Source organism: Castellaniella sp. (assembly GCF_034675905.1).
GTDB lineage: Bacteria > Pseudomonadota > Gammaproteobacteria > Burkholderiales > Burkholderiaceae_B > Castellaniella.
In genome coordinates this window covers 290,109-311,000 of sequence record NZ_JAUCCV010000010.1, presented here as the reverse complement: position 1 = coordinate 311,000, position 20,892 = coordinate 290,109, and the positions used below count along the sequence as shown (strand labels likewise).

Sequence of the window (20,892 nt, the reverse complement as noted above, 5' to 3'; positions counted from 1 at the left end):
CCTTGCCTGTCAAAACGAAATGAAAGGGCGCCTCTTGGTTGCGGGCTCATAGCGTGACGCCGGTTAGGTCGTTCATCATGGCCTGCATTTCAGTGCCTCCGGCCATCATGTCGAGCACGGCCTCTTTGGAAATGTCCGCCTTGGCGTAAGTGCCCAGGGTGCGGCTGCGGTTCAGCAGCGTGAAGCTATCAGCGATGGGATAGGCATGGTTGACGTTATGTGTGATGAAAATGACGGCAATGCCGCGTTCGCGCGCCCGCACGATGAGCTTCAGGACATTGACGCTTTGCTTGACTCCCAGGGCTGCGGTGGGCTCGTCCAGGATCAGGACACGCGCCCCGAAATGGATGGCGCGCGCGATGGCCAGGCATTGCTTCTCGCCGCCCGACATGCTGCCGATCATCTGGTTCGGGTCACGCACCATGATGCCCATTTCCGCCAGTTTTTCGCAGGCGGTGCGGGCTGCCAGGGCGTGGTCCATGACAGGCAGAAAGCCGAACAGGCGGCGCTGGGGTTCGCGGCCCATGAAAAAGTTGCGTGCAACGCTCATCAGCGGCACCAATGCCAGGTCTTGGTAGACGGTGGCGATGCCCATGTCCAGCGCTGCGCGGGGGGACCCGAAGGTAACGGGCTTGCCATCGATATGATATTGGCCGGCATCGGGGCTGTGTACGCCTGCCAGCACCTTGATCAGTGTGCTTTTGCCCGCCCCGTTGTCACCCAGCAGGCAGTGGACCTCGCCTGGACGCAGGCGTAGCGTGACGTCCTGCAAGGCGATGACGGGGCCGAAGAATTTGCTGATGGATTCCAGCTGAAGGATATAGTCGCTCATGGTGCGGTCCCTAGCGGGCGGACTGCGCAAAGCGCCGTCGGACATAGTTGTTGAAAATCACTGCCATCAACAGCATCAGGCCCAGAAACACGCGGTACCAGTTATTGTCGATGCTGGTGTAGCCGATGCCGATCTGTACCATGCCAAAGATCAGTGCACCAAAGGCCGCCCCGATCACCGAGCCATAACCGCCTGTCAGCAGGCAGCCGCCGATGACAGCGGCGATGATGGCTTCGAATTCTTTCTGCAAACCACGATCGGCGGCCGCCGATCCTGCGTCGGCCACCTGGATCGTTGCGAACAGGGTCGCTGCAAAAGCGACGAATACGAATAAGGCGATCTTCACGCGGGTGACCGGGATGCCGACGTTTTTGGCAGCGTTCGGGTCGCCGCCGCAGGCCATGATCCAGTTGCCCAGCCGGGTGCGAGCCAGGGTGAAGGCGCCCGCCAGTGTCAGGACGATCCACCAGACGATGACCTTGGGTATTCCAATGGCCAGCGCAGTGCCATCGCTGCGGGCGTCCAGCCAGCCGATCTGGGCCAGATGGTTGAATAGTCCCGTGAAGACGTGGCCCAGGAACAGTGTGCCGATGACGGGATCGGCGGCCATGGCGTCACGCAAAATGATGTCGCCCTGGCTGGACAGGATGGTTCGGCCTGTCAGCAACACACTGATGGCCAGGCTCAGGCCGCGCAGAATAAAGTAGAACGCCAGTGTGACAATGAACGAGGGCAGGCCGGTTTTCATGACCAGCCAGCCGTTCAGCCAGCCAAGCGTCATGGCGACCAGAAAGGCAAACGGCACGGCGGCCATGGGCGGCCAGCCCCAATACAGGATGGGGATGGCCACCATCATGCCCGCAAAGCCGATCATCGATCCGATGGACAGATCGAATTCACCGGCAATCATCAGCAGAGCGGCAGCGACGGCAATGATGCCCAGATAGCCCGCTACCGTCGCCCAGTTGATGATGCCTTCCATGCTGAACATGCCAGCATCGCCCGCCACGGTGATGAACATCAATGTGATGAGAACCGCCCCTGATAGCGCGCCGAATTCCGGGCGGGCCAGCAGTCTTTGCAGGAAGCTCGTGGTGCGGATGCGCTCATCGGCCGGGCGGGCCACGCTAGGAGAGAAGTCAGTCATGCGTATGCTCGTTCAATTGCGTTGAGGCGGCTGTCGCCAGGCGGATCTCAGCGGTATTGGCCGGAATAGCGTTCGACCTTCTGGATGTTGTCGCGTGTGACGAATCCGGGACCGGAGCTGATGTTGCGGGGACCGTAAATCGGATTCAGTCCGTAGCCTTCCAGGCGTTTCTTGACCACGGGATTAGCCTTGAATGCCGCCGTGGCAGCCGCCAGATCGGTATTGCCGGACTGTTTCATGATCGCCATGATGGCGATGGGGATATAGCCTTGCAGGTAGGGCTGCTGATCGACGGCGAAGGCGATGGTGCCGTCCTTGATGCCGCGCGAGATTTCGTTGGACAGGTCCATCGTGGCGAAGTAGATCTTGCCCTTGAGGTCCATTTTCTTGACCGCTTGCAGCGCGCCCTGGGCCGAGACGGGCCCCAGCGTGAAGATCGCCTGGGTGCCGGGATTGCGGCGCAGGTAGGCGCTGGTCATGGCCTCGATCTGAGCAGGATCGATGCCTGTATCGATCGTGCTGGTTTTGAAGTCGACACCCAGGGCATCGCCAAAGCCGCGGCAACGCTCGAAGGACGCCGGGTTGGTGGCGTAGTGGTTGACGCAGACGAAGCTTTTGACGCCATCCTGCTTGGCCCGTTCGCCAGCGCCGAAGCCGGCGGCGTATTCTTCCTGGCCGACATGCATGATGGCGCCGAGCTTGTCGCTTTGTTCAGCCGTCCCTGAATTGGCGGTGATCAGCGGGATGTGCTTGTCGGTGATTTTCTGAATGGCGCCCTGCAGGACGTTGAAGTCGGCAATGGTGGTGACGACGCCATCGTAATTCTGTGCCGCTGCCTGTTCGATCAGGCGGGCCATATCGGCCAGATCGCCGGTCGGCGGATTGCGGTAGTCGACCGAGACCTTGAAGTCTTCCGCTGCGCCCTTGAGGGAGTTGCGTACGACGCTCCACCAGGAATCCGAATCTGGTGCGTGGCTGATGAATACATAGCGCTCGGCTGCTTGGGCCGATCCTGCTGCCAACAGCGTGACGAGCGTCAGCGCCTTGAGCAGTCGGCTGTATCGAGTTGCCTTCATGTTGTCTCCTTGGATGGTCGGGGGCCGCACGCCTGTCCCTGCGTGGCGGTGATCCGACCGCCACGCAGGCGAGCGGATCATATCGACATCATCCTCGGATTAGAAAAAAACTTCCTTAGGTGAAAACCATTAGAAATTATTTTCTAAAAGTACTCGATTCGAGCACTGCCCTGATTCTCACCCCCGCGCGGGCAACATGCGCTGCAGTGTGTCGTCGCGGCGGATGTAGTGGTGCTTCAGCGCGGCCAGGGCGTGCAGGGCGATCAGGCCATAGCCGATATTGGCGATCAGCTTGTGGGCGTCGAAAATGGTGCTGCCCAGCGCCTTGTCCACGCCCGTCAAGGCGGGCAGGGCGATGCCCCAGATCTTCGGACTGCCGCCAAATGAGTTGATGCCGAACCAGGCCAGCAGCGGCAGGGTGATCAGCATGGCGTACAGGGCGATGTGCATCAGGCGGGCAGCCAGGTTTTCCCAGACGGCGGGCTGCGGCGTGATGGCGGGCGCACGCTGGAACAGCCGCGATCCCAGGCGCACCAGGGTCAGGGCCAGGATGGTCAGGCCGCAGGATGAGTGCAGCATCCTCATGGTCGCGGCCGTCGCGCTTTCCTTGGGGAAAAAGCCTTTCAATTCAGCCATGGCGTAGACCACGATGATGAGCAGCAGCGTCAGCCAGTGCAGATGGATGGACAGGCGGGAATAGCGGCTGGGTGTAGACATGGACTTCCTGGAAACGACGGTGAAATAAAGACGGCGCCATCATCGCCTGCGGCGCATGAACCGCAGATGAATGGCGCCGTCTCGTGAGACCAGGCAGTGGCTATGCGCGGAACCAGCCCTGGCGGATCGGCCAGGCGCAGATCAGCCGGTAGGGGCGTTCGACCAGAGCTCGCAGGCAGGGGACCACGCGATGGCGCAAGGGCAGGCACAGCAGGGCGGCCAGGATCGCATTCAGCAGCGCCCCGGCCATGTCCAGCGGCCAGTGCACCCCCATATAAATACGAGCCCAAGCGACCGGCAGCCCCAGCAGGCCCAGTATCCAGGCGGATCGTCGCCGCACCGCGTGCACCCAGAGGCCGGCGCACAGCGCCCAGATGAAGCTCAGGTGATTGCTGGGAAAGGATGCCGTCGGTTTATGCGGCATGTATTGGTGGCCGATGCCGACCACAAAGGGCCGGGGATGGAACCAGGCTTTGGCGATGAGCCAGGACAGGAGCATGGCGACAGCGGCGGTCAATGCCGCCTGCACCAAGGCATCCCGGCCCGCCGCGTCGGCGCGCAGCCAGTTCAGGACGATATACAGGGGAAATACATAGACCAGGCTATTGGCCAGCAGACGGCCCAGCATCAGGCCGAGGGCGGAAGGATCGGTAGCATTGATCCATAAAAACAGGGTGTTGTTCAGGTGTTCCATAAGCGCACACACGGCTGGAAATCAGGTAGAGCAGCATAGCATCGGCGCGGATGGCGCAGCAGCTCGGACCCTTGGGTTTCCGGCGGATATGTGTAAGGAATCGTGCGCGGTGACATCACCGGCCGCGCGCGCCTGTGCCTGCTGCAAAGACCGGGGGGCGGGCCAGCATATTGCCTGTCTTCATGTTCGTATGCCGGTCGGCGTCCATAGGGATTTCTGCTAATCTCTTTAGGGCAGGAATCTGTTTTGCGTATCACGACGCGATCAGTGGCAATATCATTGTTTTTGGTGAGATCAACAGTATGAGTACCCGGGCGCTACCAGATGATCAGCGGGCTTTGGACGCAGGCGCCGATATGCCTGGCCTGTTCGATGCTTCGCCCATGGCTGGCTGGCTGGAAGACTACAGCGCCTTGTATGAGCGGTTCCAGCAATTGCGCGCCGATGGCATCCAGGACTTGCGGCTTTGGTTGCAGCAGGATCGCAGCCGCCTGGCGGATTGCGCTGGTCTGATGCGCATCTTGCGGGTCAATCGGCAGACATTGCGCTTATATGAGGCCGACTCCCAGGAAGCCCTGCTGGCGCATCTGGATCAGGTCTTGCGCGACGACATGCTGGACGGCTTCCTGGAAGAACTGGATCAGATGTGGCAGGGGCGGACGGAGTTTCATGGTTTGACCGTCAATTACACCTTGTCAGGCAGGCGACTGGATCTGTCCCTGAAAGGTGTTTTATTGCCGGATGCGCAGCGGCCCTGGGATCGAGTGCTGGTCACGATGGAAGACGTGACCGAACTGCAGGACCTGAAGCGTCAGGCACAGAACAGTGCGCGGGATGCCCGCGAGTTTTTCGAGCAGGCGCCGGTGTCCCTGTGGGTCGAGGATTTCAGCGCGATCAAGAAACTGTTTGACGAGCTGCGGGCCAGAGGAGTCAGCGATTTCCGCACCTTTCTGGATGTGCACCAGGAATTTGTGGGCCGCTGCCTGCAGGAAATCCGGGTGTTGGATGTCAACGACTACACTCTGGCGATGTTCAAGGCGGCCTCTCGGGCCGATCTGCTGGCGCGGCTGAGCGATGTGCTGCACGAGGAAACCCGGGTGTCGTTTGCCGAGCAATTGATCGCCCTGTGGGAAGGCCGGCTGTTCCACCAGGCAGAAGTCCAAAATCGCACCTTGCAGGGCGACGTGCTGTACATCCACCTGCAGTTGTCCGTCTTCCAGGGTTGCGAGCACGATTGGTCCCAGGTGCTGGTGTCGTTGACCGACATCACGGCGCGTAAAAAGGCCGAAGCCTACCTGGAGTACCTGGGCCAGCATGATGTGTTGACCCAGCTGAAGAACCGCTCGTTCTTTGTCGACGAGCTGGGCCGGCTGGCTCGCAAGCGCGCACCATTGGTGGCGTTTATCGCGCTGGATCTGAATAACCTGAAGCGTACCAATGATCAGGCAGGCCATGCTGCAGGCGATGATCTGTTGCGTCGCTTCGGTGAAGTCCTGAACAAGGCAGTGGACCGGCCGGCTCAGGCGGCCCGGATCGGCGGGGATGAGTTCATGGTGCTTTTGCCCAGCAAGGACGAAGCCGCCGCGCAGGTGGTGCTGGACAATATCCGTTCATTGATCGATCTGAACAATCAGTATTACAGCGGCGTGCCGCTTAGTGTGTCGGCCGGCTTGGCGGTGTGCCGGAATCCTGCCGAACTGGAACAGGCCATGAATGCCGCCGACCAGGCCATGTACGTCGATAAAATGCTGTATTACCAAGAGCACGGGCAGGAGGAGCGGCGGCGGTTGACCTGATCAGCTGGCCTGGGGCGCCGCCTGATGTTCTTGGATGGTGATGATGCCGGGTTGATCGGCGGCTTCCAGGATGCGGCGCACGCGGTCTTGCCATATCTGGCCGAATTCCTGCTGTTGGCCTGCATCGGCTTGGCCCGATAGTATTTTTTGCAGCAATGGCATGGCCGCAGGCGACGGCGGCACCCCCTGGGCGCTATAGGACACCGTCACGCTGGCGCCAGTGTCACGCCGCGTAAAGCTGATTTCACCTGGCAGGTTTTGGCCGAACTCCAGCAAATGGCGGCGGTCGTGTTGACCAGCCAAACCCTTGAATCCCGTGTCGGTCGTGGAACCCGTCACCAGGCTGACCACGTTGGCGATGACGCCCGTGACGCCATTGGTGGCGTGATCGGCAAATTTCACCTGGATGCTGCCGCGTTCCGGTAGTGTGTCCGGGTACAGAACCCGTAGCGCTTTGATCGTCATCAGCCAGGCCCCGGCCACTGTCGGGCAGGAATGCCCGGCCAGGCGCACGGCGTCTTCGTAGCCGTATTCAATCTGCCCGTTGTCCGAAGCGCCCAGCAGCTGGGCCAGGGGGTCGTGCAGTGTGATGCGGGGGGCCTGGGCGAAAAAGGCAGGAAACGCCATGGTATGGACTCCGGGAATTCAGGGATGATTCAGTGTAGGGGCTGATTTCGCCTGATGTGGCTTTGACCCTGCCGGGTGTCTGGTCGTTTCTGCTGATGGGTCTTGATAAGTATCAAGATCCGGAGGCTTGCAGGAAGGGCGAACGGCGCAGCCAAATCCCCCTTGGCCAGCAGGGCGGGGATGGAGACCCGGAGGGGATTGAGTGTAAGATGACTTGGATAAGGCCAGCCTGGCTTCAGGGAATTGGCCCGTTTAGACATGACGAATTCCAGGAGGACTTGCAATGGCTCATCCCGATAGTTTTGGCGCACGGGCAACCCTGGATGTGGGGGGCAAGTCCTACCACATCTATCGACTGGGGGCCTTGAAGGATCATGGTCTGGATCCCTCCCGCCTGCCGTATGGCCTGAAGATCCTGCTGGAAAACCTGCTGCGCACTGAAGACGGCGGCGACGTGACGGCCGACGATATCCGCGCGCTGGCGTCCTGGGATCCGGATGCCCAGCCCAACCGCGAAATTTCCTTCACACCGGCGCGGGTCATCCTGCAGGACTTTACCGGTGTGCCAGCGGTGGTGGATCTGGCCGCCATGCGCCAGGCCATGCAGACGCTGGGGGGCGAACCCAGCCGCATCAATCCGCTGGCCCCGGTCGAGCTGGTCATCGATCACTCCGTCATCGTGGATGATTTTGGCCATAACGATTCCTATCGTCGCAACGTCGAAATCGAATATCAGCGTAACGTCGAACGCTATAAGTTCCTGCGTTGGGGCCAGACGGCATTCGACGGTTTCCGGGTGGTGCCGCCCAGCACCGGCATCGTTCACCAGGTCAATCTGGAACACCTGGCCCGGGGCGTGTTCACCCGCCAGGTCGATGGCGCCACCGAGGCCTATCCCGATACCTGTGTCGGCACCGATTCGCATACCCCCATGGTCAATGGCCTGGGCGTGGTGGCCTGGGGCGTGGGCGGCATCGAAGCCGAAGCCGCCATGCTGGGCCAGCCGATTTCCATGCTGATTCCGCGCGTCGTGGGATTCAAGCTGTCCGGCGCGCTGCCGGAAGGCACGACCGCCACCGACCTGGTGCTGACGATCACCGACATGCTGCGCAAGCATGGCGTGGTGGGTAAATTCGTTGAATTCTATGGTCAGGGGGTAGCCGCCGTGCCGCTGGCCAATCGCGCCACCATCGGCAACATGAGCCCGGAATACGGCTCCACGATTTCGATTTTCCCGATCGACGACGAAACCCTGAATTACATGCGTTTCACGGGGCGCTCCGACGAACAGGTTGCGCTGGTAGAAGCCTATGCCAAGGCGCAGGGGCTGTGGCATGATCCGCAGCATGAACCCGCCTATTCGGAACGGCTGGAACTGGATCTGAGCACGGTCGTGCCATCCATCGCCGGGCCTAAACGGCCTCAGGACCGTATCCTGTTGTCCGAATCGCAGCCGTCCTTCAAGAAGTCCCTGGCTGCTTTGCCGGGGTCGACCGCGTCCAATCCGGCGCAGGTCAGCCTGAGCGACGGGGCCAGCTTCAAGATCGATCATGGGGCGGTGGCGATCGCCGCCATCACGTCTTGCACCAATACCTCCAATCCCGTGGTCATGGTGGCTGCCGGTCTATTAGCGAAAAAAGCGGTAGAGCGCGGCCTGAGCCGCAAGCCCTGGGTCAAGACCTCCCTGGCGCCGGGATCTCGTGTCGTCACCGACTACTACGAAAAAGCCGACCTGATGAAATACCTTGAGGCCCTGGGCTTCAATCTGGTGGGCTATGGCTGCACGACCTGTATCGGGAACTCCGGCCCGCTGATCCCGGAGGTCTCCGATGCCGTTCGCAGTCATGATCTGGCGGTGACGTCCGTGCTGTCGGGCAACCGCAACTTCGAGGGGCGCATCCACTCCGAAGTCAAGATGAACTACCTCATGTCCCCGCCGCTGGTGGTGGCCTATGCGCTGGCCGGGTCCATGGATTTTGACTTGTACAAGACCCCGTTGGGCCAGGATCAGCAGGGCAAGGATGTCTATCTGCGCGACATCTGGCCCAGCAGCCAGGAAATCCAGGACGTCATCCAGTCTTCCATCACGGCCGATATGTACAAGCGCGGCTATTCCGACGTGTTCGCCGGCAATGAGGCCTGGCGCAGCCTGCCGACCCCGGAAGGCAATCTGTATCACTGGGATGATGCGTCCACCTATGTGCGCAACCCGCCATACTTCGAGGGCATGCGCCGCGCCCCCGATCCCGTGCACGACATCCATGGCGCCCGGGTGCTGGCCAAGTTGGGCGATTCGGTCACGACTGACCACATCAGCCCTGCCGGTTCGATCGCCAAGGATTCACCGGCGGCCCGCTATCTGCAGTCGCAGGGCGTGCAGCCCAAGGACTTCAATTCCTATGGGTCGCGGCGCGGCAACCACGAGGTCATGATTCGCGGCACGTTTGCCAATGTGCGCCTGCGCAACCAGATCGCTCCGGATACCGAAGGCGGCTGGACGCGCGACTTCACGCAGGACGGCGCACCTGTGGCGACGATCTTCGATGCGTCGCAGAACTACCAGAAAGCCGGTATTGCGCTGGTGATCCTGGCCGGCAAGGAATACGGGTCGGGCTCGTCACGCGACTGGGCGGCCAAAGGCACCGTGCTGTTAGGCGTGCGGGCCGTCATCGCCGAATCCTACGAACGGATCCACCGCTCGAACCTGATCGGCATGGGCGTGTTGCCGCTGCAGTTCCCGGAAGGACAGAATGCTGATTCTCTGGGTCTGCGCGGCAAGGAAACCTTCGAGATCACCGGGATCGAGGCCTTCAATGACGGCAAAACGCCTAAAACCGTGCATGTCAAGGCAGGCGATGTGGAATTCGACGCGCTGGTGCGCATCGATACGCCCAGCGAGGCCGCGTATTACCGGCATGGCGGGATCCTGCAGTATGCGATCCGGCAGCTGCTGAACTAAGAAAAAGCGGCCGGCAGGCCGCTTGGATGCTTCCGGCACATGACAGCCCGCAGGGGCTGTCATGAGTCCGAATTATCCTTTCATCAAATGAAAGAGTTCCGGGTCGGGGCCGATACGGCCATCGGGGCGATCCAATGTGGCGATGCGGGCCATGGCGGCATCATCCAAGTACAGATTCCATAGGTTGAAGTTTTCCCGGATGCGGTCCGCATGGGCGGACTTCGGGATCACCAGACGACCCATCTGGATGTGCCAGCGCAGGATGATCTGGGCCGGGGTAGCCTGCAGCTGGTGGGCCAGTTCCTGGATCACCGGGTCCTGCAGCGCCTGCCCTTGCCCCAATGGGCTCCAGGCTTCCGTCAGGATGCCGTGGTCGGTGTGGTAGGCCTGCAGCTCGGTCTGCTGAAAATAGGGATGCAACTCGATCTGGTTGACGACCGGCAGCACGCCGGTCTTGTCCAGCAGCTTTTGCAGGTGATTCAGCTGAAAATTGCAGACGCCGATCGATTTTGCCCGGCCTTCGTCATGCAATTGGATCAGGGCTTCCCAGGCCTCCAGATAGCGGCTTTCCTTGGGGACCGGCCAGTGGATCAGGTACAGGTCCGCGTAGTCCAGCTGCAGACGGTCCAGGCTTTCCTGCAAGGCGGCTTTGGCGCTGTCCCGGTCGTGCCGGTTGTTCCAGAGCTTGGTCGTCACGAACAGGTCTTCGCGCGGCACGCCGCAGCGGGATATTCCCTGCCCGACTTCCGCCTCGTTATAGTAGATGTAGGCGGTGTCGATGGCCCGGTAGCCGGCTTCGACAGCGGCCTGGATGGCGGGTGCGGTGTCCTCGCCTGTCACTTTCCAGGTGCCCAGGCCCAGCTGGGGCACGCGGCGTCCGTCGTGAAATGTCAGGTATGGTTGGTTGGATGACATGGTGGTCTCCGTGATAAGCCGGCCACTGACTTGAAAGCGCCGCCATGGCCGACAATGATTCTTTTTTTGAGAGTAGACCAATGAGTGTACATAGCCAGGCGCAACGCGTCACGGTGCCCCAACTGATGTCTTACAAAGGGACACGCAAGATCGCCGCGCTGACGGCCTATATTGCCCCGATCGCCCGCTTGCTGGATGAGTCCGTCGATATGATTCTGGTCGGAGATTCGACCGCCATGGTGGGCTATGCCTTGCCCGATACCTTGTCGATTTCGACGCAGACGATGGCGGCGCATGCTGCCGCTGTCGTACGGGCCACGCAGCAGGCTTGCGTGATCGTGGATATGCCCTTTGGCAGTTATCAGCAGTCGCCCGCCCAGGCCTTCGCCAATGCAGCATCCATGCTGTCGTCCAGCGGGGTGTCGGGCGTCAAGATGGAAGGCGGCCAGGTGCTGGCTGAGACCACCCGGTTTCTGGTGGATCGGGGCATCCCGGTGTTGGCGCACGTGGGTTTGATGCCGCAGTATGTCAACACCATGGGGGGGTTCAAGGCGCAGGGCATGACGGATCAGGCCGCCCGCCGGATTCTGGAGGATGCCCGCGCCCACGCACAGGCTGGGGCTTTCGGTGTCGTGCTGGAGGGCATCAGCGAACCCTTGGCGCGCGAAATCACCGCCGGCCTGGATATCCCCACCATCGGTATCGGGGCCTCGCCTGCTTGCGACGGCCAGATTCTGGTGACGGAGGATATCCTGGGGCTTAGCGGCGACCGGATTCCCAAATTCGCCCGCCGTTTTGCAGACGCCGGCCAGGTCATCCGGGACGCCGCGCGGGATTATGCTCAATCGGTCCGAGAGGAAACCTTTCCAACGCTTGATCACTGCTTTGGTGTGCGCCGCTCGAATTAACATGATGACACTAATGGTTTCATTCGGGGGCGGTGCGCGGTGCGCAGCGGCCCCTATCCCGTATCCTTATGGAAATCCGCCAACTCGAGGCGCTCAATGCCGTGGTCTCCAGCGGCAGCGTGACGGCTGCTGGCCGCGTGCTGGGGCGCTCCCAACCTGTTGTCAGCCGTCAGATCGGCGATCTTGAAGGCGAACTGGGTTTCGTCCTGTTCGAGCGTACCCGTCCGATCATCACCCTGACCGAGTCCGGCGCCGAATTCTATCGCGAGGTCCGGGGCATTCTGGCCGACCTGCAACAGCTGGAATCCCGCGTGCTGGGCATGCGCAACGGCCAAGTGCGCCCTTTGCGCATCTTGGCGACGTCGGATCTGGCGCGGGGGTTGCTGCCCGATGCCTTGGCCAGGATCGATCGTTTCAATCCGGTGTTCCGCCAGACGCTCATCCTGGAGGAAGCGGTCCACGAGGTCACGCCACAGGAAATCCTGGAAGGCCGCGCCGATTTTGCGCTGATCAATCTGCCCATCGATACGGCCGGATTGCAGGTCCATTGGTGCGGCCAGGCGCCGTGCCTGCTGGCCTTGCCCGCTGGGCATGCGCTGGCTGCGCAGGATGTCGTCAGGCTGGACGATATCCGGGACACCGACGTTATCACGCTGCTCAGTCGTTATCGCATGCGGTATCACCTGACCACCAGTCTGGTGCAAGCCACCGCCGGCGGTAAACGTCGTCACATCGAAGTCGGCAGTCAGCAGACGGCGCTGGCCATGGTCCGGGCGGGAATGGGCGTGGGCTTGATCGACCCGTTCTCCACCCAGGGCGGCATGCTGGGCGGGGTCGTTGTGCGACCCGTGCTGTCCGATATCCATTATCGGATCGGTGTGGTGTCTCAGTTGGCGCATGATCTGCCCGAAGGCGCCCAGCGCCTGATCCGTGGGCTGCATAGCCATGTGCGGACCGTCGTGCCGCAGTTTGTGGATACGGACCCCAATGGTTTGCGCTATCAGGCGGTGGCATCCGACGGCTCCTTGCATATCGCCTGAGCCCGTCGGGGGTGTGCGATGATGTCGGTTTACCGTTGCAGGATCGTATCGTGACCTCGTTTTCCCCCGAAGCCCTGTCAGGATGGGCGCTGGCCTTGTTGCTCGGCGGCCTGGCGGGGTGGTGGCTGGCACGTCGGCGTGCGGCTGCCTTGGCGGCGGATCTGGCGCAGCAGACCGCCGAGCGAATCCGCCTGGATGCGCAGCAGTCAGCGCAGGCGCAGCACATCGAGCGGCTGCAAGCCGATCTGGCGCAGTCTTTGCAGAATCTGGACGATAGCCGGACCGCGACTCAGGCACGGGATCTGGAGCTGGCCCGTTTGCAGACCGTGCACCAGGAAAAACTGGCGCTGATCCAGGAATTGAAGCAGGCGTTCGAGCAGTCCAAGACCGTCATGCGCACGGAATTCCAGAATCTGGCCAATCAGGTCCTGGAAGAAAAAGGCAAGGCTTTTGCGCAGAACAGCCAGGCATCGCTCGATGGTCTGTTGCGGCCTTTTCGGGAACAGATCGACGGCTTTCAGAAGCGTGTCAATGAAGTTCACGACGCGTCCCTGCGCGGACAGACGCAGCTGGGGGCGGAAATCCGTCGTGTGTTGGACATCGGCCTGAAAATGAGCGCCGAAGCCAATACCCTGGCGACAGCCCTGAAAGGCGACAAGAAGACCACCGGGAATTGGGGGGAAATCCAGCTGGAACGCAGTCTGCAGCTGGCAGGCCTGGTGCAGGGCGATCATTATCAGGCGCAAGCCAGTTTTCGGGATGCATCCGGGAATCGTCTGCAGCCGGACTTCGTCATCAAGCTGCCGGATGACAAGCATATGGTGATCGACAGCAAGGTCTCGTTGGTGGATTATGACCGTGCAATCGCGGCGCAGACCGATGCTGAACGCGAAACAGCTCTGGCGGCGCACGTGCAGGCCGTGCGCCATCACATCGACGATCTGGCGCGCAAGGACTACAGCAATCTGATCGGGCTGAAAAGCCCCAGTTTCGTGCTGATGTTCATGCCCATCGAGCCCGCCTACATCGAGGCCATGAAGCACAACCGCGACCTGTTCGACTACGGCTATCGCCAGAACGTCATCATGGTGTCGCACACCACGCTGATGCCCATTCTGCGCACGGTGGCCAATCTGTGGATGATCGCCCGCAGCAATGAACAGACCCGGGCGCTCAGCGACATGGCCGGCGGCTTGTACAACCAGGTGGCCACGGTGGCCGAACGCCTGCAGAAGCTGGGCAATGCCTTGAATACCGTCAGCACGCATTACAACAGCGCGGTCACCGCCGTCGCGGGCCAACAGGGTCTGTACGGCAAGGTCAATCGCTTTGCAGAACTGTCGGCCAAGGCCAACAAGCAGATGCCGGACCTGGAGCCCATGCATGCGGACATCGAGGTCCAGCGCCTGCAAGCGGTGATCCCCGACACAGAGACGGCTTCCCCCGCCCCGGAGCAACTGCCCGGCGACTCATAAGGAAAATCATGCGTGACTGGACAAAGCGGGTTGCTGCAGCCCGGTATGGGGTGATGATCAGGGGCGGTCTGGCGGCCTTGCTGCTGGCTGGCTTGTGGCTGGCCGCGCCTGCGGCGGGTCTGGCCGCGCCGGTCGCGGCGTCGGTTGCGGCAGACGCGATTGCTGCGCCGCTCAGCGGACGGCTGGATGCCACCCCCCGTATGGCGATCATGTCCGCTTTCGCGCCGGAACTGGCGCTGTTGCGTGATCGACTGCGCCAGTCGCGTCAGATCACGGCGGATGGGGTTGATTTCACCATCGGCGACCTGGAAGGCCGGCCAGTGGTGCTGCTGCTTTCCGGCATCAGCATGGTCAATGCCGCCATGAATACGCAGCTGCTGTTTGATCGCTTCCATGTGACGCATTTGGTGTTCAGCGGTATCGCAGGGGGCGTCGATCCGGACTTGCACATCGGTGACGTCAGTGTCCCCGAGCGCTGGGGGCAGTACCTGGAGGTCGTGATGATGCGGGAAACCAGTTCGGGTCACTATCAGGCGCCGCAGGCAAAGGGCGCATTCCAGTTCTCCGCCTATGGCATGATGCAGCCGCGCGACGTGCGGGTGCGCCAGACGGGGTCGACGCAGATCCAGAGCAAATTCTGGTTCGAGGCCGACCCGCAGATGCTGGCGGTGGCGCGCAGCATCCAGACCGTGCCTTTGCGGGCCTGCGACACTCAGGACCGCTGCGTGACGGATCGCCCCCGGCTGGTGGTCGGCGGCAATGGCGTATCGGGCCAGGCGTTCATGGACAACGCCGATTTCCGCCGCTACGCCCACCGTACATTCCAGGCCAAGGTGCTGGACATGGAAAGCGCCGCCTGCGCCCAGGTGGCTTGGCGCAGCCGGATTCCCTTCATCGCCTTCCGTTCTTTGAGTGACCTGGCGGGTGGCGGGCCGGGTGAAAATGAAATGAATGCCTTTCTGCATATCGCCGCCGGCAATTCGGCACAGGTCCTGCTGGCGTTTTTGCGCGCCTGGCCGCAGGAATGATGGCGGCGAGATGATACGGATTGCGGCTCGCCTCTCAGGAGCCTCTCGTCATGAGCGATGCGGTTATGGTGGATGAATCCGGTCTGCAAGACGCTTTTCGGCAGTCGGTTGTGGCCTCTGTCCTGTATGCGCCGGATCGAGCGCCGCAGGATGTCGGGCTGGATGCGCTGGGGGCTGCCGCTGCGGATGAGGGCCTGCTCTGGGTCGGCCTGAAGGACCCTGCCGAGCCTTTGATGAGATCCATCGGCGCACGGCTGGGCTTGCCGGAACGCGCCATCGAAGAAATCATCTCTCCCCATCGGCGGGCCAAGGTCATTGAGTACGACCGCCTGACGCTGGTCGTGGCCATCACCGCAGAAATTTCCAACGAGCGGCCCGGCTTCGGGGATACCCAGATTCTGATCGGTCCCGGCTATCTGTTGACCATCCGCCGCCATGCAGTCGGATCGCATCAGGAACTGCGCAGCCTGCTGGCCGAGTCCCCGGAATTCTTGGGGCGCGGCAGCGACTACGTGGCATCGGCCTTGCTGGACTGGCTGGCGGATCGCTATGTCGAGGCCCTGGATCACATGGAAGCCAAGGTCGAAGGCATCGAACATCAATTTCTGTTGCGTAGTTTCCGGGAAAAGGACATCCGCCACCTCTACCGTCTGCGCCGGGATCTGCTGCGCGTGCAGGCCGCGATTGCGCCATTGGTGGAAATCTGCCGCCGCCTGGCGCGGGTCGGCGCCCGTAATATCGATCCGAACAGCCAGGGGTATTTCGGCGAGGTGGCCGATCGCATCCAGCGTGTCGTCGAAGGCTTTGCAGGGTTGCGTGAAGCCCTGGTGTTCGCCTTCGAGGCCAGCATGATGATCAATCAGATGCAGCAGACCGACATCACCCGCAAACTGGCTGCCTGGGCCGCCATTCTGGCGGTGCCGACGGCGGTGGCGGGCATCTATGGCATGAACTTCCATGACATGCCGGAACTCAGCATGGCCTATGGCTATCCAGCCATGCTGGCGGGTACTGGGCTGGTGTGCGGCCTGTTGTACTGGAAATTCCGCCGGATCAAGTGGCTGTAGCCGCCGGTGGTGCGTGTGTGGATCCGCCGCGCCCGGCGTTGAGTGGCGTAAGCCGGGTATTTCGGTCACACTGCACGGTGTAGGTATAAGAAATCTGAACAACGACGGGAGACATTCATGAATGCATTCGATCGACGCGAATTCCTGAAACTGGCAGGCGCTGCAGGCCTGACCGGCATGGCAGGGACCTGGCCGGCCTTGTCCTGGGCGCAAGCGGTGTCGGCGCAAGCCAAGGCGGAAGGCAAGGCGGTGTTCTATGCCAATATCACGGCAGTCGACAGCGTCATGAAGGCCTTTGATGCCGCCACCGGCCTGCAGGGGCAGTACACCCGCATCTCCAGCTCCAAATTCATTCCCACCATCGTCACCGAATACAACGCCGGCAAGCTGCTGGCGGATGTTGTCCAGGCGCCGCGTCCCATGCTCGGTCTGCTGGAAGAGCACGATGTACTGGCGGCCTACCAGTCGCCCTCCACCCAGGGTTATCCGGACTGGGCGGTGCAGGATCCCCGCATGACGCTGTTCGGCATTGAATATGTCTCGTATCTGTTCAATACGCAGCATCTGAAAAAGGCGGACGCCCCCCAGCGCTACGAAGACCTGGCCGACCCCAAATGGAAGGGCAAGATCGTCATGGCCAATCCATCCAACCACTCGTCCACGATTTCCTGGCTGGTCGGGCTGAAGGAGCTGGTCTTCAAGTCCGAGTCCGACTGGATGGCTTTCCTGAAAGGCCTGGCTGCCAATCAGCCGATGTTCGTGGCATCCTTTGGCCCCACGCCGGCGCCTATCGAAAGCGGCGAAAAACTGGTCGCGATTTCCATGCCCAAATACATCGTGACCAAGAAGCCCGCGCCACTGGACTGGGGGCCGCGCAGCGGCCAGCCGCTGCTGGGTACGCCCCGTGCCATCGCCGTCACCACCAAGGCGCCGCGCCCGGCTGCCGCGCGCGCCTTCATGGACTACTGGCTGTCCAAGGACGCCATGGGTCTGCTGGCCAAGGAAGTAGGCGAATACGTGTTGGCTCCCGGGGTGTTCCCGGACATCGAAGGCATCGATCAGGTCAAGGTCCTGCCGGTCCGCGATCTGCCCGACAGCGAAATCGAAAAATGGGGCCGTGAATTCGGCAAGATCTTCAACGCCCGGTAAGCGCATGGATATTCATATCGAGGGACTGGTAAAGACCTACCAGTCCGAGGGGCGGACGGTTCGCGCTCTGGATGGCATCGACCTGCATATTCCGGCCAATCAGATCTTTACCCTCTTGGGGCCCAGCGGCTGTGGCAAGACCACGCTGTTGCGCTGCATTGTGGGATTGGAAACTCCCGATGACGGAGAAATCCGCATCGGGGACCAGATCGTGTGGTCCGGCCGCAAGCGCATTTCGGTGCCTCCTGAAAAGCGCGGGTTGGGCATGGTGTTTCAGACCTATGCCATCTGGCCTCACATGAACGTCTTCGACAATGTGGCGTATCCCCTGCAGGTGCGTGGTGAAAAGCGTGCCGTGGTCCGAGAGAAAGTGCTTCGGGCGCTGCAGTTCGTACAGCTTGAGGGCCTCGAGAATCGGGCTGCCACACGGCTGTCGGGCGGCCAGCAGCAGCGCGTCGCCTTGGCGCGTGCGCTGGTGGCCGAGCCCAAGGTCATCCTGTTCGATGAACCCTTGAGCAATCTGGATGCCAAGCTGCGCGAGGAAACCCGCAAGATCCTGCGCCGCTTCCTGACTGAATTGAGCATCACAGCGGTCTATGTCACCCACGACCGGGTCGAAGCCCTGGCCTTGTCCGATTCCATTGCCGTCCTGAATGGCGGACACATCATCGAACGCGGAGACCCGCAAAAAATCTACTTCAATGCTGATCACCGGTTTGTGGCCGACTTCATCGGTCGCGCCAATCTGGTGGCCTCCACCGTCCAGGCGCAGGAACCGGACGCCACGGTCGTGCAGTCGCCTCTGGGTGTCTTGCGCTGCCAGAAACGCGATTTTCCTGTCGGATCAGCAGTGACGCTGTGCATCCGCCCGGAATTTCTGCTGCTGTCCCGATTGGATGCCGCCGTTGCGGCGTCGTCCAACATCATCGAGGGCCGTCTTGAAAGCCTGGATTTTGTCGGCGAGGTCTATGAAACCGAGATCCGCGTAGGCGACCAGTTGCTGCTGGCCAGGGTAGATCCCAGCGTCCGGGTGTCGCAGGGCGATACGGTCCGTTTCGCGCTGGCGCCGGAGCATTGCCTGTTGGTCATGGAATAGGGCGGGCCGATGAATCAACAACGTTCCGGCCTGACCTGGTCCCTGATCGTCATCGTCGGCTTCCTGACGCTGTGCCCTGTCCTGATGCTGCTGCTGGGCAGCTTTTCCCATGGGCTGACGGCGTTCGGGCAGTTCACGACAGCCAAATATGTAGCGGCCTACACGGATCCATATCTGCTGGAGGTTTTCAGCAATACGGTCATCTTCGTCATCGGCTCCACCGTGGTGGCGACATTGCTGGCCTTGATCCTGGCTTACCTGAATACGCGCACCAATATCCCGTGCAAGCCGCTGTTCACGGTGCTGTCGATTGTGCCGATGATGATCCCGCACCTGTTGTTCTCGGTCAGCTGGGCCCTGTTGCTGAATCCGTCCAATGGGTTGCTGAACCTGTTTTTGCAGGATGTCCTGGGCCTGTCCGGCGCCCCCTTCAACATCTATACCCTGGAAGGCATGATTCTGGTCGAAGGGCTGTTGAACATGCCCATCGCCTACCTGATCATCGCGCCGGCCATGGCCTCGTTCGATGGCGCGCTGGAAGAAGCCTCGCGGGTGGGCGGCGCCGGCGTCTGGCGCACCTTGTGGCGGGTGACGTTGCCCGTCTTGCGGCCAGCCATCTTGGCGGCGTTCGTGCTGGGCGTCGTGCGTAGCCTGGCTTCGTATGCCGTGCCCAGGGTGCTGGGCATGCCGGGGCGGGTCGATGTGCTGGCCACCTATCTGTACGAAATGATCTCCACCGGCTTCGCGCCGGATTACGGCCAGGCGGCAGCACTGGGCATGAGCGTGCTGTCGGTGTCCATCGGCCTGATCGTGCTGTATCGCGCGCTGACGGCATCGGGCGATAAATTTGTGACGATCTCGGGACGGGGCTACCGGCCATCGGTGATCGAACTCAAAAAGGCGCGCGCGCCGTTGTTCGTGCTCATCAGCCTGCTGTGTCTGCTGATGGTGGTGCTGCCCGTTGCCGTGCTGTTGTATACCTCGCTGGTGCCGTATTCCATGGTGCCCAGCGCCCAGGCCTTTGCCGCCATGAGCTGGAACCATTGGATCGAAGTCCTGCAGGATCCGGTGTCTTTGCTGGCCTTGCGCAACAGCCTGTTCCTGGCGGTCGTCGGCGCCACGCTGGGGGTGATGTTGTCATTGTTCATCGCCTACGTCGTCGTCAAGATCCGCACCCGCGCCGCCGGCCTCTTGGAATCCCTGAGCTTCCTGTCGTTTTCCTTTCCGGGGATCGTGATCGGTATCGGCTTCATGTGGTTTTTCGTGCAAACCCCCTTGTATGCCACGCTGACGGCCTTGCTGCTGGCCTACATCGCCACCTATCTGCCGTACGGGGTCCGGCCGCTGGCCAGCGCCTTTGTGCAGGTGCATGCGCACCTGGAGGAGTCCTCCCTGGTGTGCGGCGCCGGGCCTTTGACCACATTCCGCCGTGTGATCGTGCCGCTGCTGGTGCCAGGCATCGTCTCTGCGTGGATTCTGATGGCGACCATGTTTGTGCGCGAGCTGACGGTGTCGGTCGTGTTGTCGCGCCCCGGCAGCGAAGTCCTGGCCGTGCAGATCCTGAACTTTGCCGACGATGGCCTGTGGGGCAAGCTATCCGCCCTGGGCATCGTGATGATCCTGATTTCCACCGGCTTGGTTCTGCTGGCCGCCTATGCCGGGCGACGGTTCAGAGGGGCCGGAGCCGTGTAGGCGAGTGACAAGTATCATGAATGACTATGACGACATCATCCGTTTGTTGAACCAGCAGGGCTGGGCGATCACGGATGAAGCCATCCCCGTTGCCTGGCAGGCAGCGCTGTTGGCGCAGGCCCGGCTGTTGTGGGAATCCGGGCAATTTTCCGGCGGTGAGATTGGCCGCAGCGCCCACGACACCCGTCAGCCCTCGGTTCGCGGGGATGCCATCTGTTGGGTGCCACCCGGTTCCGACCTGGCGGACCATCCGTTTTTCGCCTGGATGGCGCAGTTCCGGCAGGTGCTCAACGAGCGCTACGACATGGGTCTGCGCAGCCAGGAATTCCACTTTGCCCGCTACGATTCGGGCGCCGGATACAAGAAACATATCGATCAGCATCGTGGCAGCGACCACCGAAAAGTCTCGATCGTGCTGTATCTGAACGAGAGCTGGGATGCCAGCAACGGTGGTGAGCTTTGCTTGTACGATCCCTATCAGCCCGAGGTGGAAATTCAACGCTTTGCGCCGTTGGGCGCCCGGCTGGCGGTGTTCGTCAGCGGCGTTATGCCGCACGAAGTCCTGCCGGCCCGTGCGACGCGCTGGAGCCTGACCGGCTGGCTGCGCACGGATGACATCGTTTGAATGCGTGCGCAGCCAGCCATTCCCTGGTAGGGTGTGTCAGTGATATTCA

18 protein-coding genes are annotated in these 20,892 nt (G+C 61.6%); 11 read left to right on the top strand and 7 right to left on the bottom strand.

Annotated elements, in window-relative coordinates; translation table 11 throughout:
* Positions 1-46 precede the first annotated feature (46 nt).
* From VDP79_RS11585 to VDP79_RS11565, 5 genes are all read right to left on the bottom strand, one after another.
* On the bottom strand, positions 47-832 hold the full coding sequence (locus VDP79_RS11585; RefSeq protein WP_323018353.1) for an ATP-binding cassette domain-containing protein: 786 nt from the start codon (positions 830-832) through the stop codon (positions 47-49).
* A 10-nt stretch (positions 833-842) separates the two neighbouring features.
* Positions 843-1,979, bottom strand: coding sequence for an ABC transporter permease (locus VDP79_RS11580; RefSeq protein WP_323018352.1), 1,137 nt, complete (start codon positions 1,977-1,979; stop codon positions 843-845).
* A gap of 47 nt (positions 1,980-2,026) precedes the next feature.
* A complete protein-coding gene (locus tag VDP79_RS11575; RefSeq protein WP_323018351.1) occupies positions 2,027-3,055 on the bottom strand; it encodes a sugar ABC transporter substrate-binding protein in 1,029 nt (342 codons plus the stop codon).
* Positions 3,056-3,232: 177 nt separating this feature from the next.
* On the bottom strand, positions 3,233-3,772 hold the full coding sequence (locus VDP79_RS11570) for a cytochrome b (protein ID WP_323018350.1): 540 nt from the start codon (positions 3,770-3,772) through the stop codon (positions 3,233-3,235).
* Positions 3,773-3,872: 100 nt separating this feature from the next.
* Entirely contained in the window at positions 3,873-4,466 is a 594-nt protein-coding gene (locus VDP79_RS11565; protein WP_323018349.1) for a phosphatase PAP2 family protein, read from the bottom strand.
* Between the two features lie 356 nt (positions 4,467-4,822).
* Here VDP79_RS11565 and VDP79_RS11560 point away from each other — a divergent pair, with 356 nt between their 5' ends.
* On the top strand, positions 4,823-6,262 hold the full coding sequence (locus tag VDP79_RS11560; RefSeq protein WP_323018348.1) for a sensor domain-containing diguanylate cyclase: 1,440 nt from the start codon (positions 4,823-4,825) through the stop codon (positions 6,260-6,262).
* On the opposite strand, the gene VDP79_RS11555 is transcribed toward VDP79_RS11560, so the two are convergent.
* Positions 6,263-6,889 (bottom strand): hypothetical protein, encoded by a 627-nt coding sequence (locus VDP79_RS11555; protein ID WP_323018347.1) that lies wholly within the window; start codon positions 6,887-6,889, stop codon positions 6,263-6,265.
* A 283-nt stretch (positions 6,890-7,172) separates the two neighbouring features.
* Here VDP79_RS11555 and acnA point away from each other — a divergent pair, with 283 nt between their 5' ends.
* The gene (gene acnA, locus VDP79_RS11550; protein ID WP_323018346.1) at positions 7,173-9,848 is read left to right on the top strand and encodes an aconitate hydratase AcnA; all 2,676 of its coding nucleotides are present in this window, start codon (positions 7,173-7,175) and stop codon (positions 9,846-9,848) included.
* Between the two features lie 72 nt (positions 9,849-9,920).
* Here acnA and VDP79_RS11545 read toward each other — a convergent pair whose 3' ends face one another.
* Positions 9,921-10,763 carry an aldo/keto reductase gene (locus tag VDP79_RS11545; RefSeq protein ID WP_323018345.1) on the bottom strand — a complete coding sequence of 281 codons (843 nt, stop codon included), beginning with the start codon at positions 10,761-10,763 and terminating at the stop codon, positions 9,921-9,923.
* A gap of 80 nt (positions 10,764-10,843) precedes the next feature.
* Between VDP79_RS11545 and panB the strand changes: the two genes are divergently transcribed.
* From panB to VDP79_RS11500, 9 genes are all read left to right on the top strand, one after another.
* Complete coding sequence (gene panB / locus VDP79_RS11540; protein ID WP_323018344.1) at positions 10,844-11,671, top strand: 3-methyl-2-oxobutanoate hydroxymethyltransferase; 828 nt, start codon at positions 10,844-10,846, stop codon at positions 11,669-11,671.
* Positions 11,672-11,739: 68 nt separating this feature from the next.
* Positions 11,740-12,711 (top strand): LysR family transcriptional regulator, encoded by a 972-nt coding sequence (locus VDP79_RS11535; protein ID WP_323018343.1) that lies wholly within the window; start codon positions 11,740-11,742, stop codon positions 12,709-12,711.
* A gap of 50 nt (positions 12,712-12,761) precedes the next feature.
* Entirely contained in the window at positions 12,762-14,186 is a 1,425-nt protein-coding gene (locus VDP79_RS11530; protein ID WP_323018342.1) for a DNA recombination protein RmuC, read from the top strand.
* A gap of 8 nt (positions 14,187-14,194) precedes the next feature.
* Entirely contained in the window at positions 14,195-15,214 is a 1,020-nt protein-coding gene (locus VDP79_RS11525; protein WP_323018341.1) for a 5'-methylthioadenosine/S-adenosylhomocysteine nucleosidase, read from the top strand.
* A 50-nt stretch (positions 15,215-15,264) separates the two neighbouring features.
* Positions 15,265-16,281, top strand: coding sequence for a magnesium and cobalt transport protein CorA (locus tag VDP79_RS11520; RefSeq protein ID WP_323018340.1), 1,017 nt, complete (start codon positions 15,265-15,267; stop codon positions 16,279-16,281).
* A gap of 117 nt (positions 16,282-16,398) precedes the next feature.
* Complete coding sequence (locus VDP79_RS11515; RefSeq protein ID WP_323018339.1) at positions 16,399-17,430, top strand: ABC transporter substrate-binding protein; 1,032 nt, start codon at positions 16,399-16,401, stop codon at positions 17,428-17,430.
* A gap of 4 nt (positions 17,431-17,434) precedes the next feature.
* Complete coding sequence (locus VDP79_RS11510; protein WP_323018338.1) at positions 17,435-18,526, top strand: ABC transporter ATP-binding protein; 1,092 nt, start codon at positions 17,435-17,437, stop codon at positions 18,524-18,526.
* A 9-nt stretch (positions 18,527-18,535) separates the two neighbouring features.
* A complete protein-coding gene (locus tag VDP79_RS11505) occupies positions 18,536-20,218 on the top strand; it encodes an iron ABC transporter permease (RefSeq protein ID WP_323018337.1) in 1,683 nt (560 codons plus the stop codon).
* A 16-nt stretch (positions 20,219-20,234) separates the two neighbouring features.
* Positions 20,235-20,843 carry a 2OG-Fe(II) oxygenase gene (locus VDP79_RS11500; RefSeq protein WP_323018336.1) on the top strand — a complete coding sequence of 203 codons (609 nt, stop codon included), beginning with the start codon at positions 20,235-20,237 and terminating at the stop codon, positions 20,841-20,843.
* Positions 20,844-20,892 lie beyond the last annotated feature (49 nt).